The sequence below is a fragment of the Dokdonia sp. Asnod2-E02 genome, assembly GCF_045063915.1.
Taxonomy (GTDB): Bacteria; Bacteroidota; Bacteroidia; order Flavobacteriales; family Flavobacteriaceae; genus Dokdonia.
Genome location: NZ_JBEFNX010000005.1, coordinates 992,971 through 1,017,882 on the forward strand (window position 1 = coordinate 992,971; position 24,912 = coordinate 1,017,882).

Consider the following 24,912-nt stretch of genomic DNA (forward strand, 5'->3'; position numbering starts at 1 on the left):
CAGAAAAAGAGTTTATCCCATATCTGAACAAAAAAAATGGGAACCAAATAGCTCCCATTAATAATATTATAAAGTGCCATAGTAACTGGCTATCTTTTCAAGGTCTTTCTCATCTCGAAAGTTGAGATTATTTTTATCTGCATAAGCTTCTAGTTGATCAGCCTTCTTACCAGCTAACTTTAAGAAATTAGATTTCTTCAATTTGAACTTCTTGAAACTTCTACCTTTCTTTACATAATAAGAATCCTTCATTAGATACTTATCATTTTGTTGAGCAAGCATTGGATTTGGGTTTCCTTCTTTAATATCTATCTTATAATCTTTATAGATAGCAAAGTCACTAGTTTCCGCAACTACTTCCACCAGACGGTAACCTCCTTCTACAGGAGAAAAGATATTCTTGTACGTCTTATTATTTACAACCATTTTTTCAATGTTTGTAAAATCAAAAGTAAACACTGAGTCTCTTCCTATTTTTGATTCAAAGACATTCCTCTTTGCATTGAGATTAATGTTATCACGTAAACGCAGCGTCATCCCACCAGTGGTTTGTATAATGGCATTATTACGCCAAGTGTCAAAAACGTGCACAGATCCATCTATAGGTCTTGATGGGTTAAACACTACACTAGACCCACCTACACCAGCTCCATCTGGTCCATATGAAGCTAATGCTCCTAGTACATTATTATTTGCATCTACTGCATCATCTCTTTGTGCATAAAGTGATGTTGCTAAAACACACATTACAACTATAGCTATCTTTTTCATTTTCTAATATTTTAATTTCAGTAATTAACTGGCAAACACTTTGCCAAACATTTAATTATACTGCCAAAAATAAAAAAAGGGATTTACCTTGCAGTAAATCCCGATACTAATTAACCTATTTTTATAAGGTTTACCGTTCTATTCTTCCTCGTTAGAAGCAGTTTCTGTAGCTACAGGAGCAGCTTCAGCTTTCTTACCTCCACGACGAGTAGATTTCTTTTTAGCAGGTTTACCAGCGTTGTAAATCTCATTGTAATCTACAAGTTCGATCATTGCCATATCTGCATTATCTCCAAGACGGTTACCCAACTTGATGATACGAGTATAACCTCCTGGACGATCACCTACCTTTGCTGCTACATCTCTAAATAATTCTGTAACTGCATCCTTCTGACGAAGTTTTGCAAATACAATACGACGGTTGTGAGTCGTATCAGATTTTGATTTAGTGATCATAGGCTCTACAAATTGCTTAAGTGCTTTTGCCTTTGCAACTGTAGTATTTATTCTCTTATGTTCAATTAAAGAGCAAGCCATATTTGCAAGCATAGATTTTCTATGTGCAGTCTTTCTCCCTAAGTGATTAAATTTCTTTCCGTGTCTCATTGTAATATTTATTTTTCCGCTTTCGCGAAAGCGCTATTCTATTTAAAGTACAGCTACCTAGTCTTTATCTAATTTATATTTGGCTAGATCCATTCCGAAACTTAGTCCTTTTACATTTACTAACTCTTCAAGTTCAGTAAGTGATTTTTTACCAAAGTTTCTAAACTTCATCAAATCATTCTTGTTATAAGAAACAAGATCCCCTAGAGTTTCTACCTCTGCAGCCTTTAAACAGTTAAGCGCACGTACAGAAAGATCCATATCGATAAGCTTAGTTTTAAGTAACTGACGCATATGAAGAGATTCCTCATCATATGTTTCTGTTTGTGCAATCTCATCGGCCTCTAATGTGATACGCTCATCTGAGAATAACATAAAGTGGTGGATAAGTGTTTTTGCAGCTTCAGTAAGTGCTTCTTTAGGGTGGATAGAACCATCTGTAATTATCTCAAAAACTAATTTTTCATAATCAGTTTTTTGCTCAACACGGTAGTTTTCAATACTGTATTTTACATTACGGATAGGTGTATAAATAGAATCTGTAAATATAGTTCCTAATGGAGCGTTAGATTTCTTATTCTCCTCTGCAGGAACATATCCACGTCCTTTTTCGATAGTGATTTCCATATTAAGGTTCACTTTCTTATCCATATTTGCAATAACCATATCTGGGTTAAGCACTTGGAATCCAGAAATAAACTTTTGGAAATCTCCAGCTGTTAATTGATCAACACCTGATAAAGATATTGTTACAGTCTCATTATCTATCTCTTCAATCTGACGTTTAAAACGTACCTGCTTAAGATTAAGAATGATTTCTGTAACATCTTCAACTACTCCAGCCAGTGTAGAAAACTCGTGGTCTACACCTTCTATACGTACAGATGTGATTGCAAAACCTTCTAATGAAGATAGTAATACACGACGTAAAGCGTTTCCTACTGTTAAACCATAACCTGGTTCTAAAGGTCTAAACTCAAATTTACCTTCAAAATCAGTAGAGTCAATCATAATGACTTTATCGGGCTTCTGGAAATTTAATATTGCCATATCGGTTTTCTAGCTTTAGTGGTTATTACTTAGAGTACAGCTCGACGATGAACTGTGTATTGATGTTTTCAGGTATCTGAAGACGTTGTGGTACTGCCACAAATGTTCCCTCTTTCTTATCGTTGTTCCAAGTGATCCACTCAAAAACGTGACTTGCATTAGATAGAGAGTTAGAAATTACTTCTAAAGATTTAGACTTTTCGCGTACAGCTATAACATCACCAGCTTTTACTTGGTAAGAAGGGATGTTTACAATGTTACCATTTACAGTAATATGACGGTGTCCTACTAACTGACGTGCGCCACTTCTAGAAGGAGACATTCCCATTCTATAAACTACGTTGTCTAGACGACACTCACATAATTGTAAAAGAACTTCACCTGTAATTCCAGGAGCACGGTTTGCTCTGTCATACATATTTCTAAACTGACGCTCAAGTATACCGTAAGTATACTTTGCTTTTTGCTTTTCAGCTAGTTGTACAGCGTATTCAGATTTTTTTCCTCTACGTCTGTTGTTTCCGTGTTGCCCTGGAGGGTAATTTCTTTTTTCAAAAGATTTGTCTTCTCCGAAGATTGCCTCGCTAAATTTACGTGCGATCTTTGTTTTGGGACCAGTATATCTTGCCATTTTAAATGTGTGTTTTGAGGGTGGTTAGAAATTAAGGTCAATCCTTTGCAAACCGTTCTCCCTCGAGATATTAATTAAATAATTATTTATTAAACGCGACGTCTTTTTGGAGGACGACACCCGTTGTGTGGCATTGGAGTAATATCAATGATTTCTGTCACTTCAATTCCACTATTATGTACAGCACGTATCGCAGACTCACGTCCGTTACCCGGTCCTTTTACATATACTTTTACTTTACGAAGGCCTGCCTCGTGAGCAACCTTAGCACAATCTTCTGCAGCGGTTTGAGCAGCATAAGGAGTGTTCTTTTTAGAACCCCTGAAGCCCATTTTACCAGCAGATGACCAAGAGATTACATCTCCTTTTTTGTTTGTTAACGAAATAATGATGTTGTTAAAAGAAGCTGTTACGTGCGCCTCCCCTACTGATTCTACAACAACCTTACGTTTTTTTGCAGTTTGCTTTGCCATTATGCCTTATTATTTAGTTGCTTTCTTCTTGTTAGCAACTGTTTTACGCTTTCCTTTTCTCGTACGTGAGTTATTCTTTGTACGCTGTCCTCTTAATGGAAGACCTACACGGTGACGGATACCACGGTAACAACCGATGTCCATCAGACGCTTAATGTTCAAAGATACTTCAGAACGAAGTTCCCCCTCGATAGTAAATGTACCAACAGCATCACGAATACGACCTATTTCGTCATCATCCCAATCAGATACTTTTTTATCTTCTGATACATTTGCAGCTGCAAGTATTTCTTGTGCTCTGCTCTTTCCTATTCCAAAGATGTACGTTAATGCAATTACACCTCTCTTTTGTTTTGGGATATCTATCCCTGCAATTCTAGCCATAACTATTAACCTTGTCTTTGTTTAAACCTAGGGTTCTTTTTGTTTATTACGTATAATCTGCCTTTGCGACGAACGATCTTGCAATCGGCACTTCTTTTCTTAATGGATGCTCTTACTTTCATATCCAGCTTTTTTCCGCTTAATAGCGGTACGTTATACGAGCCTTTGATAAATCGTAAGGACTCATTTCTAATTTTACTTTATCACCAGGTAATAATTTGATATAGTGCATACGCATCTTACCTGAGATATGCGCTGTCACAACGTGACCGTTTTCTAACTCTACACGAAACATTGCATTTGATAATGCTTCAATGATAGATCCGTCTTGTTCTATTGCTGCTTGTTTTGCCATTATGCTACTGCTTTACGGTTTTTACCAGACTTCATAAGACCATCATAGTGCTTATTAAGAAGGTACGAATTCACTTGTTGCATCGTATCGATAGCTACACCTACCATAATAAGTAGAGAAGTACCACCATAAAATAAAGCCCAACCTTGTTGCATCCCTAGTACATTTACTGCAACTGCAGGAAATATAGCTATAAGTGCAAGGAAAATTGAACCAGGTAACGTTATCTGAGACATAATTTTATCTAAATACTCTGCAGTTTCAGAACCTGGACGTATCCCAGCTATAAAGCCACCACTGCGCTTAAGATCATCTGCCATTTTATTGGTAGGGACCGTAATCGCTGTATAAAAGTATGTAAAGATAATAATCAATAATGCAAAAACTAAATTATACCAAAATCCGAAAATATTATTTCCAAAATTAGTTTGCAACCAAGTACCTACAGTGGTGTCAGCAAGAAAACTTGCCTCTCCTATAAGACCAGGAACAAACATAATGGCTTGTGCAAAGATAATAGGCATTACCCCAGAAGCATTCAATTTTAATGGTAAAAATTGACGACTTCCAAAAGCGTTCTTCTCATACTCTCCAGTTGCAGTTCTTCTTGCATAAGATACGGGTACTTGACGTACTGCCATTACCAACAATATACACAGTAGAATAATTACAAACCAGATTACTAATTCTATAAGGATCATAATTAATCCTCCGTTAGATTCAGTTACACGAGCAACCCATTCTTGAACAAATGATATAGGCATTGTTGCAATAATACCCACCATAATTAAAAGTGAGATACCATTACCTATTCCCTTATCTGTAATCTTTTCACCAAGCCACATTGCAAATATACATCCTGTTACTAGTATAAGTACAGATGATATGTAGAATGTAGGTGTAAGACCCATTACAAAAGCGGTAGAAGGAACACCTAGTGCAGGTAATGCAGCTAGATAACCTGGTGCTTGTAACAAACAGATTGCGATAGTTAACCATCTAGTAATCTGATTGATCTTACGGCGACCACTTTCTCCTTCTTTTTGTAATTTTTGAAGATAAGGTATTGCTATACCCATTAACTGCACTACAATAGAAGCAGAAATGTAAGGCATAATACCTAATGCAAATACAGATGCGTTAGAAAAAGCACCTCCAGTAAACGCAGCCAAAAGGCCTAAAAGCCCTTGGCCTGTAGAATCTTGAAGACCTCCTAATTGTGACGCATCTATACCTGGAAGTACAACTTGTGCACCAAAACGATATACGAGGAGAAGCGTAAGCGTAAGAATTATTCTATTCCTAAGCTCATCAATCTTCCAGATATTCTTTATTGTATCTATAAATTTCATCCTCTTATATCGATTATAAAGTTACAGCTTCACCACCAGCAGCCTCAACAGCAGCTTTTGCAGTTGCAGTAAATTTATGAGCAGTTACTTTGATTTTAGCTTTAAGCTCACCTCTACCTAAAATCTTTACTAAATCGTTCTTACCTACAAGACCAGCTTCAATAAGTGTATCTATAGAAACCTCTTCTGTAAGACGACCAGCGTCTACATATTCTTGTAACGTGTCAAGATTTACACCAGCATACTCCTTACGGTTTATGTTTGTAAATCCAAACTTAGGTACACGACGCTGAAGTGGCATTTGACCTCCTTCAAAACCGATTTTCTTACTATACCCAGAACGTGACTTCTGTCCTTTGTGTCCACGACCAGCTGTTCCACCGTTTCCAGTTGCCTGGCCACGTCCTTTACGACCGTCGTTTTTCTTAACAGCGCCTTTTGCAGGTCTTAAGTTATTTAACTCCATCTGTTATTTATATTAAGCTTCTTCTACAGAAACTAAGTGACTTACTTTATTTACCATACCAAGGATGTTAGGTGTGTTTTCGTGCACCTTTACCTGGCCTATTTTTCTCAATCCAAGAGATTCTAAAATTCTCTTCTGGTTCTGTGTGCGATTAATCGCGCTCTTCACCTTTGTTACTTTGATTTTTGCCATTGTTCCTTGATTTATCCTTTAAACACTTTATCAAGTGAGATACCACGTTGCTTTGCAACTGTTTCTGCACTTCTTAATTGTAATAAAGCATCAAAAGTTGCTTTTACTACGTTGTGTGGGTTTGAAGATCCTTGATTCTTAGAAAGTACATCGTGTATACCTACTGATTCAAGTACGGCACGTATTGCACCACCTGCGATTACTCCTGTACCGGCAGCTGCTGGTAAAAGTAATACACGAGCTCCTCCAAATTTACCTTTCTGTTCGTGAGGGATAGTTGCTTTGTTAAGCGGTATACGCACTAGGTTTTTCTTAGCATCTTCCATAGCCTTTGCAATTGCAGATGCTACTTCTTTTGACTTTCCTAATCCGTGTCCTACAACACCATTCTCATCACCTACTACAACTATAGCAGAAAATCCAAAAGCTCTACCTCCTTTAGTTACCTTAGTAACACGCTGAACGCCTACTAGACGATCTTTTAAGTCTAAGCCACTTGGCTTTACTAACTCTACGTTTTTATAATCTTGATACATAACTTTATTAGAATTTAAGACCGCCTTCTCTTGCGCCCTCTGCTAGTTGTTTAATTCTTCCGTGGTAAAGGTAACCTCCTCTATCAAATACTACAGCCTCAACTCCAGATTTTGTAGCTTTTTCGGCGATTGCCTTACCTACAAGTTTTGCAGTTTCAGATTTGTTAGATTTCGCAGCAGCGATATCCTTATCACGTGACGATGCAGCTGTAATAGTCTTCCCGTTAAGGTCGTCTATTAACTGTGCATAAATCTCTTTATTACTTCTAAATACACAGAGTCTTGGTCTCTCCGCAGATCCAGAAATAGTCTTACGAATTCTAAGGTGAATTCTATTTCTTTTTTCACTTTTTGATAATGCCATTTCTCTATGTATTATGCAGATTTACCTGCTTTTCTTCTTATTACCTCTCCTACAAATCTGATTCCTTTTCCTTTGTAAGGCTCAGGCTTACGGAAACCACGAATCTTTGCAGCGACAGCTCCTACTAGTTGCTTATCGTGTGAAGTTAACTTCACTATAGGATTCTTACCTTTTTCTGAGATTGTCTCAACTTTTACTTCTGGAGCTACATCTAAAACGATGTTGTGAGAGAAACCTACAGCAAGATCAAGCTTATTACCTTGATTACTTGCTCTGTATCCTACTCCTACAAACTCAAGTTGCTTTTCAAAACCTTTAGAAACTCCTTCTATCATATTTGCGATAAGAGCTCTATAAAGACCGTGCTTTGCACGAAGATCTTTTTTATCTGATGCGCGCTCAAGAGTAATTACTCCCTCCTCGATTTTGATCTCAATACCAGAGTACTCTTGCGTAAGCTCGCCTAATTTTCCTTTTACTGTTACAATGTTATCAGCAAGAGTTACTGTAACTCCTTCTGGCACTGTAATTGGACTTTTACCTATTCTTGACATGTCTTTGTCTTTTTATCTGATTAGTAAACGTAACAAAGTACTTCTCCTCCAACGTTATGTTGAGCGGCTTGCTTACCTGTCATAACTCCTTTTGAAGTTGAAACAATAGCAATACCTAATCCATTTAAGATACGAGGTATCTCTGTAGATGAAGAGTATTTACGTAAACCAGGCTTACTGATTCTTTGGATATCCTTAATAACTGCTTCTTTAGTAATGCGATCATACTTCAAGGCAATCTTGATCGTATCCTGCGCTTTACCTTCTACAAATTTGTAGCTAAGGATGTAACCTTGGTCAAATAAGATTTTAGTCATCGCCTTCTTAAGGTTTGATGCTGGAATCTCGACCACTCTGTGATTTGCTGCCGATGCATTACGCACACGTGTCAGAAAATCTGCAATAGTATCTGTATTCATTTAATTATAGTTACGGTAGTGGTTTTCTCTATTTCCGCTTTCGCGAAAGTATAAAAAGAACCTTCTACCAATTTATACTCTTTAATCTACCAGCTTGCTTTCTTAACACCTGGTATCAACCCTTGGTTAGCCATCTGACGGAACATCACACGTGATATACCGAACTGACGCATATAACCTTTAGGACGACCTGTAAGTTTGCAACGATTGTGCTGACGTATAGGTGAAGCGTTCTTAGGTAGCTTTTGCAATCCTTCGTAATCTCCAGCTTCTTTTAAAGCTTTACGTTTTTCAGCATATTTTGCAACAGTTTTAGCACGCTTTACCTCACGGGCTTTCATTGATTCTTTAGCCATATCTTAGTTCTTTTTAAAAGGTAAACCTAGTTCTTTAAGCAACGATTTTGCTTCCTTATCAGTTTGAGCAGATGTTTGAAAAGTGATGTTCATACCATCTATTTTCTTAATTCTGTCAATGTTGATCTCTGGAAAAATGATTTGCTCAGTGATACCCATACTATAGTTACCACGTCCATCAAATCCTGTTGCATTGATACCGTTAAAGTCACGTACACGTGGTAATGCAGATGTTACAAGTCTATCTAAAAACTCATACATACGCTCCCCACGTAAAGTTACTTTTGCACCAATAGGCATTCCTTTACGTAATTTAAATGTTGCAACGTCTTTTTTAGACATTGTCGAGATAGCTCTTTGTCCTGTAATAAGAGTAAGCTCTTCTACAGCATTTTCAACTAACTTCTTATCTGCAACCGCAGCTCCAACACCACGAGATACTACAATCTTATTAAGACGAGGTACCTGCATAACGTTCTTATATCCAAACTCTTCTTGAAGGGCTGGCGTCACGCGGTCATTAAACTCTTGTTTTAGTCTTGGTACGTATCCCATCACTATAATATTTCGTTGTTAGACTTTGCAAAGCGTACCTTCTTACCATCTTCCATACGGTAACCTACTCTCGTAGTTTTACCATCCTTATCTAAAAGGGAAAGGTTAGATATTTGAAGTGGCGCTTCTTTTTCTTTTATTCCACCTTGAGGATTTGCGGCGCTAGGCTTTTCGTGCTTCTTCACCATATTAACACCCTCAACGATTGCTTTGTTCTTCTCGATAAATACTTTTACGACTTTACCTTCTGATCCTTTATGATCTCCAGCAATAACCTTTACAGTATCTCCCGTTTTTATTTTAAGCTTTGTCATCTTCTTCTCTGTATTAAAGCACCTCTGGTGCTAATGATACAATCTTCATAAACTGTTTGTCACGAAGCTCTCTTGCTACTGGTCCAAATACACGAGTACCGCGCATCTCACCTTGAGCAGTTAAAAGAACACAAGCATTATCATCAAAACGGATATAAGATCCATCTGGACGACGTACTTCTTTCTTAGTACGCACAACTACTGCTGTAGACACGGCACCTTTTTTAACCTGGCCATTAGGTGTTGCATCCTTTACAGATACAACAATCTTGTCTCCTACAGAAGCATATCTTCTCTTAGTACCTCCTAATACACGGATGGTCAAAACTTCTTTTGCTCCTGTATTGTCTGCTACTTTTAATCTTGATTCTTGCTGTAACATTACTTCGCTCTTTCAATGATTTCTACTAGTCTCCAAGTCTTAGATTTACTCATAGGACGTGTTTCCATTATCCTAACTGTATCTCCTTCGTTGCAGTCGTTTGTTTCGTCGTGTGCTACATACTTCTTCGTTTTTAAAACGAACTTACCATACATAGGGTGCTTTACTTTTTTAACTTCGGCAACAACGATAGATTTTTGCATCTTGTTACTAGTTACTACACCAACACGCTCTTTTCTTAAATTTCTTTTTTCCATCTTAAGCAGCGTTATTGTTCTCTTTTAGTTAATTCAGTTGCAATTCTAGCGACTGTACGTCTCATAGAACGCAATTGAATAGGATTGTCAAGTGGAGAGATAGCGTGAGCCATCTTAAGATCCATATAAGATCTCTTTGCTTTACCAAGCTCTTCTTGCAATTCTGCTGTAGATAATCCTTTTACCTCTGATTGTTTCATAGTACTCAAATTTATTCAGCTGAAAAATCTCTAGCTACGACATACTTAGTTCTCACTGGTAATTTCTGAGCTGCAAGACGTAATGCCTCTTTTGCAACTGGCTCAGGAATACCTCCTAATTCGAACATAATGCGTCCTGGTTTTACAACTGCTGCCCAATATTCTACAGCACCTTTACCTTTACCCATACGTACCTCTAGTGGTTTCTTTGTAATAGGCTTGTCCGGGAAGATCTTAATCCAAAGAGTTCCTTCCCTTTTCATATAACGTGTTGCTGCAATACGAGCTGCTTCTATTTGTCTCGCAGTTACAAAAGCTGAGTCTAATGATTTTATACCGAACTGGCCATTAGAAAGCGTATGCCCTCTTTGCGCTAGTCCTTTCATACGACCCTTCTGCTGCTTGCGGAATTTTGTTTTTCTAGGCTGTAACATTTTTTACTGTCTTTTTAAAAAATTACTTTCTACGACGTGGTCCTCGGTTATCCTTACGACCTCCGCCACCTTTAGACTTACTGTTTTGAAGTCCAACTAAAGGAGAAAGCTCTCTCTTGCCATATACTTCACCTTTCATAATCCATACTTTAACACCCAGTCTACCGTAAGTAGTGTGAGCTTCAACTAAAGCATAATCTATGTCGGCTCTAAAAGTTGATAAAGGAATACGTCCATCTTTATAAGACTCTGTACGTGCCATCTCTGCACCATTCAGACGTCCAGAAATCTGGATCTTAATACCCTCAGCATTCATACGCATTGCAGCCGCAATTGCCATCTTTATTGCACGACGGAAAGAAATTCTTCCTTCTATCTGACGAGCAACACTCTGACCTACTAGAAATGCATCTAGCTCTGGACGTTTGATTTCGTGGATATTAATTTGTACTTCTTTACCTGTGAGTTTCTTAAGCTCTTCTTTTAACTTGTCTACTTCCTGACCACCTTTCCCGATAATGATACCAGGTCTTGCAGTAGTAATAGTAACGGTTACAAGTTTAAGCGTACGCTCAATGATAACTCTTGACACACTAGCTTTACTTAAACGAGCGTGAATATAACGTCTAATCTTATCGTCTTCGGCAAGTTTATCACCGTAGTCATTACCTCCGTACCAGTTAGATTCCCATCCTCTGATTATTCCAAGGCGATTTCCGATTGGATTTGTCTTCTGTCCCATCTAATTAATTGCTTTGTGTGTTATCTTTTGCTCCAAGAACCACTGTTACGTGGTTAGAACGTTTTCTTATTCGGTGCGCGCGACCTTGTGGTGCTGGACGTAGTCTTTTTAACATTGTTCCAGAATCAACTTTGATCTCTTTAATAAAAAGATTTGCATCTTCGATACTTGCGTCTTCATTCTTTGCTTCCCAGTTTGCAACTGCAGAAAGAACTAGTTTCTCAACTTTACGTGATGCTTCTTTATTACTAAATTTCAATAACTGAAGTGCTCTCTCCACTTGCGTTCCTCGTACCATATCTGCTACAAGACGCATTTTACGTGGAGAGGTAGGGCAGTTATTCAATTTCGCGAAAGCGATAGACTTGTTAGCCTCTTTGCGACGATTTGCCGCTTCTTTTTTACGAACTCCCATCTCCTGTTATCTTTTACCTTTATTTTTCTTATCAGCTCCGTGTCCTCTGTAAGAACGCGTAGGTGAAAATTCTCCTAGCTTATGACCTACCATATTCTCAGTAACATATACTGGTACAAACTGGCGACCATTATGTACTGCAATAGTTTGCCCCACAAAATCTGGAGTAATCATAGAAGCTCTAGACCAAGTCTTAATGACAGTCTTTTTATTGCCTTCTACGTTTGCAGCAACTTTCTTTTCTAACTTATAGTGAACGTAAGGTCCTTTTTTTAATGAACGTGCCATATCTTATTATTTCTTTCTACGTTCTACAATATACTTATTACTCGACTTCGTCTTAGAACGCGTTCTGAAACCTTTAGCAGGTACACCATTACGGTTTCTAGGGTGACCTCCAGAAGACTTACCTTCACCACCTCCCATAGGGTGATCAACAGGGTTCATCACTACTGGACGTACACGTGGACGACGACCTAACCAACGGCTTCTACCAGCTTTACCAGATACAAGTAACTGGTGATCACTGTTAGACACAGCTCCTATTGTAGCCATACACGTTGCAAGAATCAATCTTGTCTCACCTGAAGGCAACTTTACAGTTGCAAATTTACCATCACGAGCCATTAACTGAGCAAATGCTCCAGCCGAACGAGCCATAACAGCTCCTTGACCTGGACGCAACTCTATACAAGAGATTATAGTACCTAATGGAATATCTGAAAGTGGCATTGCATTACCAATCTCTGGCGCTACATTAGATCCAGAAACTAAATTCTGACCTACTTGAAGACCGTTTTGAGCAATGACATACCTCTTTTCTCCATCTTGATAATTAAGAAGTGCGATAAACGCAGTTCTGTTTGGATCATACTGGATAGACGCAACAGTTGCAGGAACTCCCTCTTTGTTACGTTTGAAATCGATAATACGGTAACGCTTCTTGTGACCTCCACCCACTTGGCGGATTGTCATTTTACCCGTATTGTTTCTACCACCTGAGCGTTTTTTCGGAGCCAAAAGGCTTTTTTCCGGCTTATCAGTTGTAATCTGGTCGAAACCATTTACAACTCTAAATCGCTGCCCAGGAGTGATAGGTTTTAATTTTCTTACTGACATTTTGTTGTCTTAAATGTTGTTATAAAAATCTATTGTATCACCTTCCGCCAGCTGTACAATTGCTTTCTTAATAGCATTTGTTTTACCAGAAAGAACACCAGACTTCGTATAACGAGACTTGCGATCCGGGCGGACATTCATTGTGCGAACTTTTTCAACTGAAACACCATAAGCAGCTTCTACCGCTTTCTTAATTTCAACCTTATTTGTTCTCATACTAACTTCAAAAGTATAGCGATTCATTTCCTCACTATCTTTTGTCGCTTTTTCTGTAATAACAGGTTTTATTAAAATACTCATCGTGTCTTATTTTGCTAAGTTTGCCTCAACACCTTCTAAAGAACCCTCTAAGAATACAACATTGTTTGCATTCATAATACCGTAAGTGCTTAATTCTGAGCTTTTTACGACTTTTGAGGCCTTTAAATTGCGCGACGACAAATATACATTATTATTTGACTCTCCCAACACTATTAGTGACTTTTTATTTTCTAAGCCTAAGGCTTTCAAAACGTTCACAAAATCTTTTGTTTTTGGAGCGTCAAAATTGAAGTCTTCTATTACAGTGATTGCGTTATCGTTAGCCTTCATTGTAAGTGCAGAACGACGTGCAAGTCTCTTTAATCCTTTGTTTAATTTGAAAGAGTAATTTCTCGGTCTTGGTCCGAACATACGTCCTCCACCTTTAAAAACACCAGACTTGATACTACCCGCACGAGCTGTACCTGTTCCTTTTTGTTTTTTGATCTTACGAGTAGATCCTGCGATCTCTGCTCTTTCTTTAGCCTTGTGCGTACCTTGACGTTGGTTTGCAAGAAATTGCTTAACGTCTAAGTAAACAGCGTGCTTGTTTGGTTCAATTCCAAAAACAGCATCAGAAAGGTCTGCCTTTCTCCCTGTTTCTTTTCCTTTGATATCTACAACTGCTACCTTCATTACTTCTGAATGATTACATAAGCATTTTTGTGACCAGGAACACATCCTTTCACTACAAGTAGGTTCTTCTCAGCTACTACTTTCAATACTTTAAGATTTTGAACTTTTATTTTGTCACCACCCATACGTCCTGCCATACGCATTCCTTTGAATACACGTGCAGGGTAAGATGCTGCTCCAATAGAACCAGGAGCTCTAAGACGGTTATGTTGACCGTGAGTCGCTTGACCTACACCGGCAAAACCGTGACGCTTTACAACCCCTTGAAATCCTTTACCTTTTGAAGTTCCCGATACATCAACAAACTCTCCTTCAGCAAAATGATCTACAGTAATTGCATCTCCTAATTTAAACTCTCCTTCAAATCCTTGAAACTCGACAACTTTACGTTTAGCAACAGTTCCTGCTTTTTTGGCGTGGCCAGTAGCAGCTTTGTTTGCCTTTTTAACGTCATCGAAACCAAGTTGAAGGGCTTCATACCCGTCAGTTTCTTTGGTTCTGACTTGGGTGATAACGCAGGGACCTGCTTCAATAACTGTACAAGGAATGTTCTTCCCGTTCTCGTCAAAGATGCTAGTCATACCTACTTTCTTTCCGATTAACCCAGACATATTTATAAATATTAATTATTAAAATTCAATTCAAAAAACAAGGCCGAACACGTTCGACCTTGAATGTGTGTTTTCCGTTTTTCCCTCGCGCGCAGCTCAGGACAAGTTAGTGCGGTTATTATTTACGCTTTCGCGAAAGCGTAAACACCTATCACACTTTTATCTCTACCTCTACTCCAGATGGTAACTCTAACTTCATTAAAGCATCTATAGTCTTTGATGAAGAAGAATAGATATCAAGTAAACGCTTGTAAGAGCTAAGCTCAAACTGCTCACGAGATTTCTTGTTTACGTGTGGAGAACGTAATACAGTAAAGATTTTCTTATGTGTTGGAAGCGGAATAGGTCCAGTTACTACAGCACCTGTCGTCTTCACAGTCTTTACGATTTTCTCAGCACTCTTATCTACTAAGTTGTGATCGTAAGATTTTAGTTTTATTCTAATTTTTTGACTCATTTCCTTAGTAATTAATCGTTTGTTCCTTTTGATGCTGCGATAACTTCGGCAGCAATATTAGAAGGAGTTTCTGCATAGTGAGAAAATTCCATCGTAGATGTTGCACGACCAGAAGAAAGTGTACGTAACGTTGTTACATATCCAAACATTTCTGAAAGTGGCACCGTTGCTTTTACAGTCTTTGCTCCTGCACGGTCTCCCATATCAGAAACTTGACCACGACGACGGTTAAGATCTCCTACGATATCACCCATATTTTCTTCAGGTGTAATAACCTCAAGCTTCATAATAGGCTCCATTATTACAGCTTTTGCAGCTTTTGCAGAATTCTTAAATCCTAACTTTGCAGCAAGTTCAAAAGATAATTGATCAGAATCCACATCGTGGTAAGATCCATCTTTTAAAGTAACTTTTATAGCATCTACTTCATAACCTGCTAGCGGCCCGTTTACCATAGCCATCTTGAATCCTTTCTCTACAGAAGGGATAAATTCCTTAGGAACGTTACCACCTTTTATAACAGATTCAAACTGTAATCCTACCACGCCCTCATCTGCTGGCTCAATAGTAAATACGATGTCTGCAAACTTACCACGTCCACCAGATTGCTTTTTATAAGTCTCTCTGTGATCTGCAGCTTGTGTAATAGCTTCTTTATACTCAACCTGTGGTTGACCTTGACTAACCTCTACCTTAAACTCACGCTTAAGACGATCTACAATTACATCAAGGTGTAACTCACCCATACCAGATATAATAGTTTGACCAGAAGCCTCGTCAGAACGAACTGTAAATGTTGGATCCTCTTCTGCAAGTTTTGCAAGACCCATACCAAGCTTATCTACGTCTGCCTTAGTCTTAGGCTCCACTGCGATACCAATTACTGGATCCGGGAAGTCCATAGATTCAAGTACTATAGGGTGTGCTTGATCTGAAAGTGTATCTCCTGTCTTAATAGACTTAAATCCTACAGCAGCTCCAATATCTCCAGCTTCTATATACTCAATTGCATTCTGCTTGTTAGCGTGCATTTGATAGATACGCGAGATACGTTCTTTCTTACCTGAACGGTTATTTAAGACATAAGATCCAGCATCTAGACGACCAGAATATGCTCTAAAGAATGCCAAACGACCTACAAAAGGGTCTGTAGCAATTTTAAACGCAAGAGCAGCAAAAGGCTCCTTTACATCTGGCTTACGAATTTCTTTCTCTTCTGTGTCTGGATTCACACCTTCAATACCCTCCTTATCTACTGGAGAAGGCAGGTAACGACATACAGCATCTAAAAGAAACTGAACACCTTTGTTCTTAAAAGCAGAACCACAAATCATAGGGATGATAGCCATATCCATTACAGCAGCTCTTAGTGCTTTGTGCACTTCTTCTTCTGTAATAGAGTCTTCATCCTCCATAAATTTCTCTAAAAGATTCTCATCATAACTTGCAACCTCTTCTATTAAGAGTGCACGATACTTACGAGCTTCTTCCTTCATATCCTCAGGAATCTCGATAACATCGAAAGTAGATCCTTGAGTTTCATCGTGCCATACAATAGCACGGTTTTTTACTAAATCAATAATACCTTTAAAATCCTCTTCGTCACCTATGTTCAAAACAATAGGCACAGCGTTAGACTTCAACATATCCTTAACCTGCTGACAAACACCTAAAAAGTCTGAACCTTGACGGTCCATTTTGTTTACAAAACCTATTCTAGGTACTTTATAGTTATCTGCAAGCCTCCAGTTAGTCTCAGATTGTGGCTCAACACCATCTACCGCACTAAATAAGAATACAAGACCATCTAATACACGTAAAGATCTGTTAACCTCCACAGTAAAATCAACGTGACCAGGAGTATCAATGATGTTAAAGTGATAATCTTTAGTCGCAGGAGTAGGTTCTGCATTTTCTAATGGAAACTTCCAAGTACAAGTTGTTGCAGCAGAGGTAATTGTAATACCACGCTCCTGCTCTTGCTCCATCCAGTCCATTGTAGCAGCACCATCGTGTACTTCTCCAATTTTGTGAGAAACTCCAGTATAATATAATACTCGCTCAGTAGTAGTTGTCTTTCCAGCATCAATGTGTGCTGCAATTCCAATGTTTCTAGTAAATTTTAAGTCTCTTGCCATTTCTTAGAATCTAAAGTGTGAGAATGCTTTGTTTGCTTCAGCCATTTTGTGTGTATCAACACGCTTTTTAACTGCAGCACCTTCTTCTTTTGCAGCAGCCATAATCTCTGCAGCTAGCTTTGCAGCCATAGACTTCTCATTCCTCTTACGAGAAAAGCTAATTAACCACTTCATCGCTGTAGAGATCTTACGATCTGGACGAATTTGGTTTGGTATCTGGTAAGTTGCTCCTCCTACACGACGACTACGTACTTCTACGTGAGGCATTACGTTAGATAAAGCGTCTTTCCACAGCTCTAGAGCTGTTTTTTCTTCATTTGTGTTCTTTTCCTCTACGATGTCAATTGCATCATAAAATACTTTAAAAGCTGTAGACTTCTTACCGCTCCACATCATCATATTAACGAAACGAGTTACTAACTGATCGTTAAATTTTGGATCTGGAAGAATAGGTCTCTTCTTGGCCTGTTTTTTTCTCATTACTTCTTCTTAAAGTGTTGTTGATTTACTTCTTAGGGCGTTTTGCACCATATTTAGATCTCGATTGCGTTCTTCCTGCAACACCCGCGGTGTCTAAGGCTCCACGTACAATATGATATCTAACTCCTGGCAAATCTTTTACCCTTCCACCTCTTACCAATACTATCGAGTGCTCTTGTAAATTGTGACCTTCTCCTCCGATATATGCATTCACCTCTTTACCATTTGTTAAACGAACACGCGCAACTTTACGCATAGCCGAGTTTGGTTTCTTAGGTGTAGTCGTGTAAACACGAGTACATACGCCGCGGCGTTGTGGGCACGATTCAAGGGCCGCCGATTTACTCTTCTTGGTAATCTTGGTTCTTCCTTTACGTACTAATTGTGAAATTGTTGGCATAATTTCTTTCTACCTAATTGTTAATTTACTTAATATACCCATTTTAAGGGTTGGCAAAAGTATGAAATTTTTCTCAGCCATCAAATAGCAGCTTGCTAATTTTTCAAAAAAGTTCTGAATGCCAAAAAACTAACATACTTTAGCACCACAAAACAACGTTACAAAACACACCACAAAAATTGCTTCTTTGAAGACATATCTACTCCTTATATTATCATTAATCTTCAGCATTTGCACAAATGCCCAAAAAGACAAATCGCAAATAACTTTAAACATCACCAGCCACAACCCTCAAGACAAACTCACTCTAAAATCTATTGAACACCTAAAAACCTTTAACGAAACATCAAGAGCCTACCTAGAAATACAACAGATAGAAAAAAAACTCACTAACCAAGGGTACATTGATTTAAAAACCAAAACAACATTCAACAATAACAACCTGACGGCATACATCAGCCTAGGCAAAAAATACAAACACATTCTCTTAACAATTCCTCAAGACAATAACACAAAACTAGAGACATATATAAAGGAGACATCCTACACAATAGCCAGCAACTCAATAAAAGTTGAGACCGCTTTCGCGAAAGCGCTACTCAAACAGCTCACGACAATCGCATCAAACAACGGAAATCCATTTGCTACTTTTCAAATAACCAACATTAAGAAAGCAAACGACCAGCTCACCGGAGAACTAACATTAATTTCAGAAAAAGAAAGAGCCATAACAAGCGTTATATATAAAGGATATGAGAAATACCCAAAAACATATCTACAAAGCCTAAGCAAAAAACTACTCCTCAAACCTTACAACCAAGAGCGAGTTGAAACCGTAAACAATGAAATAAGCACTTTACGATTCCTCAACACAACAAGAACACCAGAAGCTTTATTCAAAAAAGACAGCACCACAATATTTTATTACATAGAAAAGACAAACCAAAACCAGTTTGACGGATTTTTAGGTTTTGCCTCAAATAACAACAACACACTTAGACTAGATGGCTATCTCAATCTACAACTCTTAAACAACTTTAACTACGGCGAGGAGATATCACTTAATTACAAATCTGATGGTGAGGATCAATCACAACTCAAAATCAGAACCGCACTTCCTTATCTTTTTAAAACACCAGTAGGCATAGAAGCATCCTTATCCATCTTTAGAAAAGACAGCACATTCTCAACTACGCAAACCAACTTACAGGTATTTTATAAACCAAGCACTCAACACAAAATTGCAGCAGGATACAACTCTACAACTTCTGACAACTTACTCAACTCGATAACGAACCAAAACAACCTAAACAACTACAAAACGTCCTCCCTTCAACTAGAACACACCTACCTAAAACGCCAAAAGAGTATATTTTTCCCAATTTCGACGCAATCGACAATACTCATAGACCACGGATCAAGAATTGCGAATATGACAAAAACACCTCAGACGAAAATTTTATTAAATATTAAAAAGATTTTCAATTTTGATGCTAAAAACTCAATCTATGTTTCTGGGATTTTTAACAATTTATTTTCTAAAACGTACCTTACAAATGAACTTTTTAGACTTGGCGGAATTACATCGATACGCGGGTTTGAAGAAAACAGTCTCTTTGCAAATCTTGCCATTGCAGTCAATACAGAGTACCGCATACACGTAGGCAACAGCCTATACATCAACACAGTACTGGATGGAGGCTATATTGAAAACGCCTTAGACAATAACAACAACTACTTGCTTAGTGTAGGTGCAGGAGCAGGAATACAAACCAAGGCAGGGGTCCTTAAAATAAATATTGCAAATGGAAAATTTAACAATTCTTCGTTCGACTTCTCAAACACAAAACTGCACCTAATTCTCGCTGTACGCTTTTAAATAAGGGGATTAACACGATTTACAAAGCGTTAAAAAAAAACTAAATTTTAGCAACTATTAGTTGTGTAATTAACTTTTTATTGTGATTTTTGGCATTGGCTAATTCAAATAATTTATAAAAATGAAAACAAAGTTTAGTGGAATTTTAACGCTATTGCTAGCGTTTGTAGTGCAAGTTTCGTTTGCACAATCAACAGTTTCCGGGACGGTTACTGAAGATAATGGTCCTTTGCCTGGTGCAAATGTCATTATCAAAGGTACGTCTACAGGAACTCAGACCGATTTTGATGGAAATTATTCAATTCAAGCAAGTCCAACAGATGTACTTGTCTTTAGTTTTGTTGGTTTCTCAACTCAAGAGGTGACAGTAGGAAGTCAATCAACAATTAATGTGGCTCTTGCTGCTGACAATGCTCTAGACGAGGTAATTGTAACAGCACAAGGAGTTAAGCGTGAGAAAAAAGCGCTTGGTTACGCAGTAAGTGAAGTTGCTTCTGAAGAAATCGAAGGACGTACAGAAGGTGACGTTGCTCGTGTACTATCAGGAAAAGCTTCTGGTGTACAGATTACTTCTCAGAGTGGTGCTTCTGGATCTGCAACAAATGTTGTAATTCGTGGGTATACTTCAATAAACGGAAGTAACCAAGCATTATTTATCGTAGATGGTGTACCTTTTAGTAGTGATACTAACGCACAAGGTAGTTTCCTTGCTGGTAACAATGGTTCTTCACGTTTCTTAGATCTTGATCCAAACAACATTGCAAGTGTAAACGTTCTTAAAGGACTTGCTGCAGCAACGTTATATGGTACAGCTGGACGTAACGGGGTTATCGTAATTACTACAAAGTCAGGTCAAAGTGGAGCTGGCGGGCCTAAGAAAACTGAAATCACAATTAACCAGTCTTACTTTGTTAATGAAATTGCTTCATTACCAGATTACCAAGACAAGTTTGGTGGAGGTTTTGACCAATCTTTCGGATGGTTCTTCTCAAACTGGGGTCCTGCTTTTGAAGCAGGTGGTGTTGCAGGATACTTAAATGAGCCTTCAGGACAAATAGACGAAAACGGTACAGTAGCTCACCCATACTCAACTACAGGAGCAGATATCGGACAAATTTTAAGAGATGAGTTTGATGGACAACGTTATGAGTACAGACCTTACAATAACGTATCTCAGTTTTTCCGTACAGGTGGTGTTGCTAACACTTCTATAAACATAAACGGTGCATCTGAAGATGGTAAAGTAAATTACAACTTAAACTACGGTCACTTAGAAGATAAAGGATTTATCCCAGGTAACCAATTACGTAGAAACAACCTTTCTGTAGGTGGTAGAGCTCAATTATCTAATAAGTTTACAATCTCAGGAACGTTAAATTTCTCTAGAACTGACTTCTCTTCTCCTCCAGTAGCTGCATCTCGTGGTAACGGTACATTAGGATTTTCAGTATTTGCAAACGTATTCTTTACACCTCGTAACGTAGACTTAGCAAACTTACCATTTACTATTCCTGAAACAGGAGGAAGTGTTTACTACCGTCAAGGTAATGACATTAACAACCCTAACTGGATTGTGCAAAATGCAAAAAATACACAGTTAACTAACCGTGTATATGGAACATCGACTTTACAATACAGTATTAATGATAACCTGAACTTACAATACCGTGCTGGTGTAGATTTCTACAACGAGCGCAACGTAAGTTATGTAAATAAAGGTGGTGTACTAGGTGCTACTGTTGACGATATCAACGGTGAATATAACACTTGGGATAACAACAACCGTATCTGGGATCACTACTTAGCATTAAGTGGAGATTACGATCTTTCTGACAAAGTTGGTTTAACTTTCATTACAGGTGCTACTTCTAGATCTGTTGAATTTGATCAACAAGGTGTAGCTAGTACAGGACAACTTGTATTTGGCGTACAGAGACACTTTAACTTCTTAGAGCAGGCTCCTATCCAATTTACATCTTTCCAAAACATCGTAGGTGTTTTAGGACAAGCAGATATTGATTATGATAATATGCTTTTCCTTACGCTTGCTGCTCGTAATGACTGGGTATCTAACCTTCCAAAGGAGAACAACTCACAACTATATCCTTCTGTAAGTTTATCATTCTTACCTACTACTGCATTTGACGGTCTTAAAGGTGATGCACTTAATTACTTAAAAGTAAGAGCAGGTTTAGGTACTTCTGCTGGTTTCCCTGGTGGTTTCCCAACAGTAAATACTGTTAACCAATTCACAAACCAATACATTGATCAAAACGCTGGTGGTGGTAACACTACAACAAACAGTGTAAGTAACTTCCAAGCTAATCCTGATCTTAAGCCAGAGCTTATCTCTGAATTTGAAGTTGGATTTGATGCTCGTTTACTTAAGAACAGAGTAAGCTTAGATTTCTCTTACTTTAACAGATCTACTGATGATCTAATTGTATTTAAACCATTACCTCCATCAACTGGATTTACTTCTACACAGAGTAACATTGGTAAGGTTGAAGGTGACGGATTTGAAGTTGATTTAGGAGTTGATATTTTCCAAAGTGAAAATGATGGATTCAACTGGAATACTAGGGCAAACTTCACAACTAGTGAGCAAATTGTGACTGAGCAAGATGATGACCAGATACTTTATGCAGGATCTACTGACCCAGTACTTGGAGCGAATGCTGCAATTAGAGGAGAGCAATTAGGTGTTATTGTAGGAACTAGAATCCTTAGAGATGACGACGGTAACTTTGTAGTAAACGGTGCTGGTAACTATGTTGTACAAGATAACGTTATTCTTGATGATGGTCGTAGCATTACTCCTATCATAGGTAATCCTAACCCAGATTATGTTTTAAACTGGATTAACACATTATCTTATAAGAACTTTAACCTTGGTTTCCAAATGAATTATACTAAAGGTGGAGATATTGCTTCTTCTACTATAGGTGTATTATTAGGTCGTGGTCTTATTACAGAAACTGAAGATCGTGAGAATACTTACATTCTTCCAGGTGTTCAAGCGGATGGATCTGAAAACCAAGTGCAAATCAACAACTCACAGTATTACTTCAACAATGTACTTTTCGGCCCTAAAGAGCTTCAAGTATATGATGCTTCAGTTATTAGATTACAAGAGCTTTCTTTAGGATATTCATTACCTAAGAAGTTCTTAGATAAAACTCCATTCGGTTCATTCAGCGTTACTGCTAGTGGATTTAACTTATGGTATGACGCTTATAACACTCCTGATGGAGCAAACTTCGACCCTAACGTAGCTGGTGTAGGTGTTGGTAATGGTCGTGGATTTGACTATATCAATGGTCCTTCTTCAAAGCGTTATGGATTAAGCGTAAAAGCATCATTTTAATTAAAAGATTTATAAAAATAGAATTATGAAAAATACATTTAAGTTCATAATGGCTGTTGTTATAGCTGGTTCATCTCTCTTCTATTCTTGTGAAACCACAGAATTGGAGTTAGTAAATGACCCAAACAACTTGACATCAGACCAAGCAGATCCAAATTTTCTGCTAAATTCAGTTCAACTGAGCTACCAATTGAATGCACAAACATTTAATGGTAACGGTGGTGCTTTAACCAGAATACAATACTTCGGAAACAGAAACTACTTCGCTGGATTAACAGGAACTACTTTAAATGGAGCTTGGTCTCGTACATATGCAGGAATGCTTGTAGATGTTAAAACTATTGAAGAGTTGGATGCAGACCCAAGTATTGATCTTCGTTTTCAAGTAGGAACAGGTAAGATAATGCTAGGACATTCTTTATTGTGGTTAGTAGATTACATAGGTGATATCCCTTTTGACGAGGCTTTTAACCCAATAGATTTTCCTAGTCCGAATGTGCAGGATGGTGCTTCTGTTTACGAAGCGGCTATAAACCTTGTTGCTGAAGGTAGAGCTGCTCTAGCGGCTCTTAATGCAGACCTTATAGCTTCTGAAGGGGATGTAAACAGTGCTATCGAAGATTTATTTTATGATGAAGATATCTCAAAATGGATTAAAGCATCAAATACTATTGAAATGAAAGCTGCTATTACAACTGGTGATTTAGCTACTTTTAATGCAATTGTTGCAGGAGATAATTTCATTAGTGAAACAGAAGATGATCTTCAATTACAATTTGGGTCTAACTTATTAAATCCAGATACAAGACATCCAGATTACCAACAAGATTACACTCCTTCAGGAGGTAACTTATACCGTTCTAATTGGTTGATGAACTATATGTCTGAGACTAATGATCCTAGAATGACTTATTACTTCTATCGTCAATCTGATTGTACTCCTGGTGCATCTTGTTTACCAGAAGGAAATGGTGAAACTTTATCTTGTTCTTTAGAAACTTCACCACCTCACTATGCTGGATTTACTTACTGTTTCTTAGAAAACGGTTATTGGGGTAGAGATCACGGTGATGATGACGGAACTCCTCCTGACAACTTCTTAAGAACTGTTACAGGTGTTTATCCTTCAGGAGGTCTTTATGATCAAGGAGAATTTGAAAGTGTATCACTAGGAGCCGGTGGCGGTGGAGCTGGAATAGAGCCTATCATCCTTGCATCTTACGTAGATTTCTGGAGAGCTGAAGCAGCACTAATTGCTGGGGATGCTGATGGAGCGGCAGATTTTATTGAAGCTGGTTTAATTAAATCTATAGCTAAAGTTCAATCTTTTGGAGCTCTAGATGCTACAAATGATGGTTCTACTGAGCCTTCAAGTGTGGTTGTAGATAATTTTATTAGCGATATAATTGCTGACTTTGATGCAGCAGATATGACTGGTAAATGGAATGTTTATGCTCAACAATACTGGGTAACTCTTTACGGAGGAGCTGCTGAATCTTACAACTTCTACAGAAGACAAGGATTCCCAACAACTCTTCAACCAAACTTAGAGGCTGACCCAGGAAACTTCCCAAGATCATTCCCATATGCATCTTCTGAAGTTATTGCTAATCCAAATATTAATCAAAAGCCTGATCAAAATACTCAAGTATTTTGGGATACGAACCCACCATCTTCACCGAACGGAGGATTCCCGGCTTCGAACTAACATTTAAAA

36 protein-coding genes are annotated in these 24,912 nt (G+C 38.1%); 3 read left to right on the forward strand and 33 right to left on the reverse strand.

The genetic code is table 11. The features are described from left to right. Positions 1-66: 66 nt before the first annotated feature. The 33 genes from ACJJVM_RS04430 to rpsL form a co-directional block, all read right to left on the reverse strand. Complete coding sequence (locus tag ACJJVM_RS04430; RefSeq protein WP_299147965.1) at positions 67-771, reverse strand: hypothetical protein; 705 nt, start codon at positions 769-771, stop codon at positions 67-69. Positions 772-909: 138 nt separating this feature from the next. Next, positions 910-1,377, reverse strand: coding sequence for a 50S ribosomal protein L17 (gene rplQ, locus ACJJVM_RS04435; protein ID WP_299147963.1), 468 nt, complete (start codon positions 1,375-1,377; stop codon positions 910-912). A gap of 57 nt (positions 1,378-1,434) precedes the next feature. After that, entirely contained in the window at positions 1,435-2,427 is a 993-nt protein-coding gene (locus ACJJVM_RS04440; RefSeq protein ID WP_013751347.1) for a DNA-directed RNA polymerase subunit alpha, read from the reverse strand. A 25-nt stretch (positions 2,428-2,452) separates the two neighbouring features. Next, positions 2,453-3,058 (reverse strand): 30S ribosomal protein S4, encoded by a 606-nt coding sequence (rpsD, locus tag ACJJVM_RS04445; protein WP_038599625.1) that lies wholly within the window; start codon positions 3,056-3,058, stop codon positions 2,453-2,455. An 89-nt stretch (positions 3,059-3,147) separates the two neighbouring features. Then, positions 3,148-3,531 (reverse strand): 30S ribosomal protein S11, encoded by a 384-nt coding sequence (gene rpsK, locus ACJJVM_RS04450; RefSeq protein WP_035327583.1) that lies wholly within the window; start codon positions 3,529-3,531, stop codon positions 3,148-3,150. A 9-nt stretch (positions 3,532-3,540) separates the two neighbouring features. Further along, the gene (gene rpsM / locus ACJJVM_RS04455; protein WP_298351802.1) at positions 3,541-3,915 is read right to left on the reverse strand and encodes a 30S ribosomal protein S13; all 375 of its coding nucleotides are present in this window, start codon (positions 3,913-3,915) and stop codon (positions 3,541-3,543) included. Positions 3,916-3,920: 5 nt separating this feature from the next. Beyond that, positions 3,921-4,037, reverse strand: a complete 117-nt coding sequence (gene ykgO, locus ACJJVM_RS04460; protein WP_010519235.1) for a type B 50S ribosomal protein L36 — start codon at positions 4,035-4,037, stop codon at positions 3,921-3,923. A gap of 17 nt (positions 4,038-4,054) precedes the next feature. Then, on the reverse strand, positions 4,055-4,270 hold the full coding sequence (infA, locus tag ACJJVM_RS04465; protein ID WP_013751343.1) for a translation initiation factor IF-1: 216 nt from the start codon (positions 4,268-4,270) through the stop codon (positions 4,055-4,057). After that, on the reverse strand, positions 4,270-5,622 hold the full coding sequence (gene secY, locus ACJJVM_RS04470; RefSeq protein WP_405210932.1) for a preprotein translocase subunit SecY: 1,353 nt from the start codon (positions 5,620-5,622) through the stop codon (positions 4,270-4,272). The genes infA and secY overlap by 1 nt, the downstream gene beginning before the upstream one ends. A 13-nt stretch (positions 5,623-5,635) precedes the next feature. Next, positions 5,636-6,088, reverse strand: a complete 453-nt coding sequence (gene rplO, locus ACJJVM_RS04475; RefSeq protein ID WP_038599618.1) for a 50S ribosomal protein L15 — start codon at positions 6,086-6,088, stop codon at positions 5,636-5,638. 12 nt (positions 6,089-6,100) lie between these two features. Next, positions 6,101-6,280 (reverse strand): 50S ribosomal protein L30, encoded by a 180-nt coding sequence (gene rpmD, locus ACJJVM_RS04480; protein WP_035335938.1) that lies wholly within the window; start codon positions 6,278-6,280, stop codon positions 6,101-6,103. Between the two features lie 11 nt (positions 6,281-6,291). Next, on the reverse strand, positions 6,292-6,816 hold the full coding sequence (rpsE, locus tag ACJJVM_RS04485) for a 30S ribosomal protein S5 (RefSeq protein WP_035327573.1): 525 nt from the start codon (positions 6,814-6,816) through the stop codon (positions 6,292-6,294). Positions 6,817-6,823: 7 nt separating this feature from the next. After that, positions 6,824-7,180, reverse strand: coding sequence for a 50S ribosomal protein L18 (rplR, locus tag ACJJVM_RS04490; protein WP_038599615.1), 357 nt, complete (start codon positions 7,178-7,180; stop codon positions 6,824-6,826). Positions 7,181-7,191: 11 nt separating this feature from the next. Further along, positions 7,192-7,734 carry a 50S ribosomal protein L6 gene (gene rplF, locus ACJJVM_RS04495; RefSeq protein ID WP_298351785.1) on the reverse strand — a complete coding sequence of 181 codons (543 nt, stop codon included), beginning with the start codon at positions 7,732-7,734 and terminating at the stop codon, positions 7,192-7,194. Positions 7,735-7,754: 20 nt separating this feature from the next. After that, on the reverse strand, positions 7,755-8,153 hold the full coding sequence (gene rpsH / locus ACJJVM_RS04500; protein WP_298351783.1) for a 30S ribosomal protein S8: 399 nt from the start codon (positions 8,151-8,153) through the stop codon (positions 7,755-7,757). Between the two features lie 86 nt (positions 8,154-8,239). Continuing rightward, a complete protein-coding gene (rpsN, locus tag ACJJVM_RS04505) occupies positions 8,240-8,509 on the reverse strand; it encodes a 30S ribosomal protein S14 (protein WP_035327565.1) in 270 nt (89 codons plus the stop codon). 3 nt (positions 8,510-8,512) lie between these two features. Then, positions 8,513-9,064, reverse strand: a complete 552-nt coding sequence (gene rplE / locus ACJJVM_RS04510) for a 50S ribosomal protein L5 (RefSeq protein WP_035327564.1) — start codon at positions 9,062-9,064, stop codon at positions 8,513-8,515. 2 nt (positions 9,065-9,066) lie between these two features. Further along, positions 9,067-9,378, reverse strand: a complete 312-nt coding sequence (gene rplX, locus ACJJVM_RS04515; RefSeq protein WP_035327563.1) for a 50S ribosomal protein L24 — start codon at positions 9,376-9,378, stop codon at positions 9,067-9,069. A 13-nt stretch (positions 9,379-9,391) separates the two neighbouring features. Further along, positions 9,392-9,760 carry a 50S ribosomal protein L14 gene (rplN, locus tag ACJJVM_RS04520; RefSeq protein ID WP_035327562.1) on the reverse strand — a complete coding sequence of 123 codons (369 nt, stop codon included), beginning with the start codon at positions 9,758-9,760 and terminating at the stop codon, positions 9,392-9,394. Beyond that, positions 9,760-10,017, reverse strand: coding sequence for a 30S ribosomal protein S17 (gene rpsQ, locus ACJJVM_RS04525; protein ID WP_013751331.1), 258 nt, complete (start codon positions 10,015-10,017; stop codon positions 9,760-9,762). The genes rplN and rpsQ overlap by 1 nt, the downstream gene beginning before the upstream one ends. 11 nt (positions 10,018-10,028) lie before the next feature. After that, positions 10,029-10,217, reverse strand: a complete 189-nt coding sequence (gene rpmC / locus ACJJVM_RS04530) for a 50S ribosomal protein L29 (protein ID WP_035327559.1) — start codon at positions 10,215-10,217, stop codon at positions 10,029-10,031. Positions 10,218-10,228: 11 nt separating this feature from the next. After that, a complete protein-coding gene (gene rplP, locus ACJJVM_RS04535) occupies positions 10,229-10,651 on the reverse strand; it encodes a 50S ribosomal protein L16 (protein WP_035327557.1) in 423 nt (140 codons plus the stop codon). A 22-nt stretch (positions 10,652-10,673) separates the two neighbouring features. Beyond that, a complete protein-coding gene (rpsC, locus tag ACJJVM_RS04540) occupies positions 10,674-11,393 on the reverse strand; it encodes a 30S ribosomal protein S3 (RefSeq protein ID WP_035327555.1) in 720 nt (239 codons plus the stop codon). 4 nt (positions 11,394-11,397) lie between these two features. Next, positions 11,398-11,808, reverse strand: a complete 411-nt coding sequence (gene rplV, locus ACJJVM_RS04545) for a 50S ribosomal protein L22 (RefSeq protein WP_035327553.1) — start codon at positions 11,806-11,808, stop codon at positions 11,398-11,400. 6 nt (positions 11,809-11,814) lie between these two features. Next, complete coding sequence (rpsS, locus tag ACJJVM_RS04550) at positions 11,815-12,096, reverse strand: 30S ribosomal protein S19 (RefSeq protein WP_035327551.1); 282 nt, start codon at positions 12,094-12,096, stop codon at positions 11,815-11,817. A 6-nt stretch (positions 12,097-12,102) separates the two neighbouring features. Beyond that, complete coding sequence (rplB, locus tag ACJJVM_RS04555; protein ID WP_405210933.1) at positions 12,103-12,927, reverse strand: 50S ribosomal protein L2; 825 nt, start codon at positions 12,925-12,927, stop codon at positions 12,103-12,105. Positions 12,928-12,936: 9 nt separating this feature from the next. After that, positions 12,937-13,227 carry a 50S ribosomal protein L23 gene (rplW, locus tag ACJJVM_RS04560; RefSeq protein ID WP_035327547.1) on the reverse strand — a complete coding sequence of 97 codons (291 nt, stop codon included), beginning with the start codon at positions 13,225-13,227 and terminating at the stop codon, positions 12,937-12,939. 6 nt (positions 13,228-13,233) lie between these two features. Beyond that, positions 13,234-13,863: a 50S ribosomal protein L4 gene (gene rplD, locus ACJJVM_RS04565; protein ID WP_035327545.1), complete on the reverse strand. Its 630-nt coding sequence runs from the start codon at positions 13,861-13,863 to the stop codon at positions 13,234-13,236. After that, positions 13,863-14,474: a 50S ribosomal protein L3 gene (rplC, locus tag ACJJVM_RS04570; RefSeq protein WP_035327543.1), complete on the reverse strand. Its 612-nt coding sequence runs from the start codon at positions 14,472-14,474 to the stop codon at positions 13,863-13,865. Before rplC ends, rplD begins: the two co-directional genes overlap by 1 nt. A gap of 151 nt (positions 14,475-14,625) precedes the next feature. Beyond that, entirely contained in the window at positions 14,626-14,931 is a 306-nt protein-coding gene (gene rpsJ, locus ACJJVM_RS04575) for a 30S ribosomal protein S10 (protein WP_013073266.1), read from the reverse strand. Between the two features lie 11 nt (positions 14,932-14,942). Continuing rightward, positions 14,943-17,069, reverse strand: a complete 2,127-nt coding sequence (fusA, locus tag ACJJVM_RS04580; RefSeq protein ID WP_405210934.1) for an elongation factor G — start codon at positions 17,067-17,069, stop codon at positions 14,943-14,945. A gap of 3 nt (positions 17,070-17,072) precedes the next feature. Beyond that, positions 17,073-17,549, reverse strand: a complete 477-nt coding sequence (gene rpsG / locus ACJJVM_RS04585) for a 30S ribosomal protein S7 (protein ID WP_035327538.1) — start codon at positions 17,547-17,549, stop codon at positions 17,073-17,075. 25 nt (positions 17,550-17,574) lie between these two features. Next, positions 17,575-17,949, reverse strand: a complete 375-nt coding sequence (gene rpsL, locus ACJJVM_RS04590) for a 30S ribosomal protein S12 (protein WP_013751318.1) — start codon at positions 17,947-17,949, stop codon at positions 17,575-17,577. Between the two features lie 187 nt (positions 17,950-18,136). Between rpsL and ACJJVM_RS04595 the strand changes: the two genes are divergently transcribed. The 3 genes from ACJJVM_RS04595 (at position 18,137) to ACJJVM_RS04605 (ending at position 24,903) form a co-directional block, all read left to right on the forward strand. Continuing rightward, positions 18,137-19,828 carry a ShlB/FhaC/HecB family hemolysin secretion/activation protein gene (locus ACJJVM_RS04595; protein ID WP_405210935.1) on the forward strand — a complete coding sequence of 564 codons (1,692 nt, stop codon included), beginning with the start codon at positions 18,137-18,139 and terminating at the stop codon, positions 19,826-19,828. A 121-nt stretch (positions 19,829-19,949) separates the two neighbouring features. After that, entirely contained in the window at positions 19,950-23,195 is a 3,246-nt protein-coding gene (locus tag ACJJVM_RS04600; RefSeq protein ID WP_405210936.1) for a SusC/RagA family TonB-linked outer membrane protein, read from the forward strand. 103 nt (positions 23,196-23,298) lie between these two features. Continuing rightward, a complete protein-coding gene (locus tag ACJJVM_RS04605; protein WP_405210937.1) occupies positions 23,299-24,903 on the forward strand; it encodes a SusD/RagB family nutrient-binding outer membrane lipoprotein in 1,605 nt (534 codons plus the stop codon). Positions 24,904-24,912: the final 9 nt, after the last annotated feature.

Excerpts from the sequence above, each read along its gene's own strand:
- fusA (WP_405210934.1), bottom strand. The coding sequence starts at position 17,069 with ATGGCAAGAGACTTAAAATTTACTAGAAACATTGGAATTGCAGCACAC.
- ACJJVM_RS04430 (WP_299147965.1), bottom strand. The coding sequence starts at position 771 with ATGAAAAAGATAGCTATAGTTGTAATGTGTGTTTTAGCAACATCACTT.
- rpsK (WP_035327583.1), bottom strand. The coding sequence starts at position 3,531 with ATGGCAAAGCAAACTGCAAAAAAACGTAAGGTTGTTGTAGAATCAGTA.
- rpsN (WP_035327565.1), bottom strand. The coding sequence starts at position 8,509 with ATGGCTAAAGAATCAATGAAAGCCCGTGAGGTAAAGCGTGCTAAAACT.
- rplD (WP_035327545.1), bottom strand. The coding sequence starts at position 13,863 with ATGAAGGTAGCAGTTGTAGATATCAAAGGAAAAGAAACAGGGAGAAAG.
- secY (WP_405210932.1), bottom strand. The coding sequence starts at position 5,622 with ATGAAATTTATAGATACAATAAAGAATATCTGGAAGATTGATGAGCTT.
- rpsG (WP_035327538.1), bottom strand. The coding sequence starts at position 17,549 with ATGAGAAAAAAACAGGCCAAGAAGAGACCTATTCTTCCAGATCCAAAA.
- rplQ (WP_299147963.1), bottom strand. The coding sequence starts at position 1,377 with ATGAGACACGGAAAGAAATTTAATCACTTAGGGAGAAAGACTGCACAT.
- rplP (WP_035327557.1), bottom strand. The coding sequence starts at position 10,651 with ATGTTACAGCCTAGAAAAACAAAATTCCGCAAGCAGCAGAAGGGTCGT.
- rplV (WP_035327553.1), bottom strand. The coding sequence starts at position 11,808 with ATGGGAGTTCGTAAAAAAGAAGCGGCAAATCGTCGCAAAGAGGCTAAC.
- rplF (WP_298351785.1), bottom strand. The coding sequence starts at position 7,734 with ATGTCAAGAATAGGTAAAAGTCCAATTACAGTGCCAGAAGGAGTTACA.
- rpsS (WP_035327551.1), bottom strand. The coding sequence starts at position 12,096 with ATGGCACGTTCATTAAAAAAAGGACCTTACGTTCACTATAAGTTAGAA.
- rplN (WP_035327562.1), bottom strand. The coding sequence starts at position 9,760 with ATGTTACAGCAAGAATCAAGATTAAAAGTAGCAGACAATACAGGAGCA.
- rpsD (WP_038599625.1), bottom strand. The coding sequence starts at position 3,058 with ATGGCAAGATATACTGGTCCCAAAACAAAGATCGCACGTAAATTTAGC.
- infA (WP_013751343.1), bottom strand. The coding sequence starts at position 4,270 with ATGGCAAAACAAGCAGCAATAGAACAAGACGGATCTATCATTGAAGCA.
- rplC (WP_035327543.1), bottom strand. The coding sequence starts at position 14,474 with ATGTCTGGGTTAATCGGAAAGAAAGTAGGTATGACTAGCATCTTTGAC.
- ykgO (WP_010519235.1), bottom strand. The coding sequence starts at position 4,037 with ATGAAAGTAAGAGCATCCATTAAGAAAAGAAGTGCCGATTGCAAGATC.
- rpmC (WP_035327559.1), bottom strand. The coding sequence starts at position 10,217 with ATGAAACAATCAGAGGTAAAAGGATTATCTACAGCAGAATTGCAAGAA.
- rpsL (WP_013751318.1), bottom strand. The coding sequence starts at position 17,949 with ATGCCAACAATTTCACAATTAGTACGTAAAGGAAGAACCAAGATTACC.
- rpsH (WP_298351783.1), bottom strand. The coding sequence starts at position 8,153 with ATGAATACAGATACTATTGCAGATTTTCTGACACGTGTGCGTAATGCA.
- rplE (WP_035327564.1), bottom strand. The coding sequence starts at position 9,064 with ATGGGATACGTACCAAGACTAAAACAAGAGTTTAATGACCGCGTGACG.
- rpmD (WP_035335938.1), bottom strand. The coding sequence starts at position 6,280 with ATGGCAAAAATCAAAGTAACAAAGGTGAAGAGCGCGATTAATCGCACA.
- rpsJ (WP_013073266.1), bottom strand. The coding sequence starts at position 14,931 with ATGAGTCAAAAAATTAGAATAAAACTAAAATCTTACGATCACAACTTA.
- rplX (WP_035327563.1), bottom strand. The coding sequence starts at position 9,378 with ATGACAAAGCTTAAAATAAAAACGGGAGATACTGTAAAGGTTATTGCT.
- rplW (WP_035327547.1), bottom strand. The coding sequence starts at position 13,227 with ATGAGTATTTTAATAAAACCTGTTATTACAGAAAAAGCGACAAAAGAT.
- rpsM (WP_298351802.1), bottom strand. The coding sequence starts at position 3,915 with ATGGCTAGAATTGCAGGGATAGATATCCCAAAACAAAAGAGAGGTGTA.
- ACJJVM_RS04600 (WP_405210936.1), top strand. The coding sequence starts at position 19,950 with ATGAAAACAAAGTTTAGTGGAATTTTAACGCTATTGCTAGCGTTTGTA.
- rplR (WP_038599615.1), bottom strand. The coding sequence starts at position 7,180 with ATGGCATTATCAAAAAGTGAAAAAAGAAATAGAATTCACCTTAGAATT.
- rplO (WP_038599618.1), bottom strand. The coding sequence starts at position 6,088 with ATGGAGTTAAATAACTTAAGACCTGCAAAAGGCGCTGTTAAGAAAAAC.
- ACJJVM_RS04440 (WP_013751347.1), bottom strand. The coding sequence starts at position 2,427 with ATGGCAATATTAAATTTCCAGAAGCCCGATAAAGTCATTATGATTGAC.
- rplB (WP_405210933.1), bottom strand. The coding sequence starts at position 12,927 with ATGTCAGTAAGAAAATTAAAACCTATCACTCCTGGGCAGCGATTTAGA.
- rpsQ (WP_013751331.1), bottom strand. The coding sequence starts at position 10,017 with ATGGAAAAAAGAAATTTAAGAAAAGAGCGTGTTGGTGTAGTAACTAGT.
- rpsE (WP_035327573.1), bottom strand. The coding sequence starts at position 6,816 with ATGTATCAAGATTATAAAAACGTAGAGTTAGTAAAGCCAAGTGGCTTA.
- rpsC (WP_035327555.1), bottom strand. The coding sequence starts at position 11,393 with ATGGGACAGAAGACAAATCCAATCGGAAATCGCCTTGGAATAATCAGA.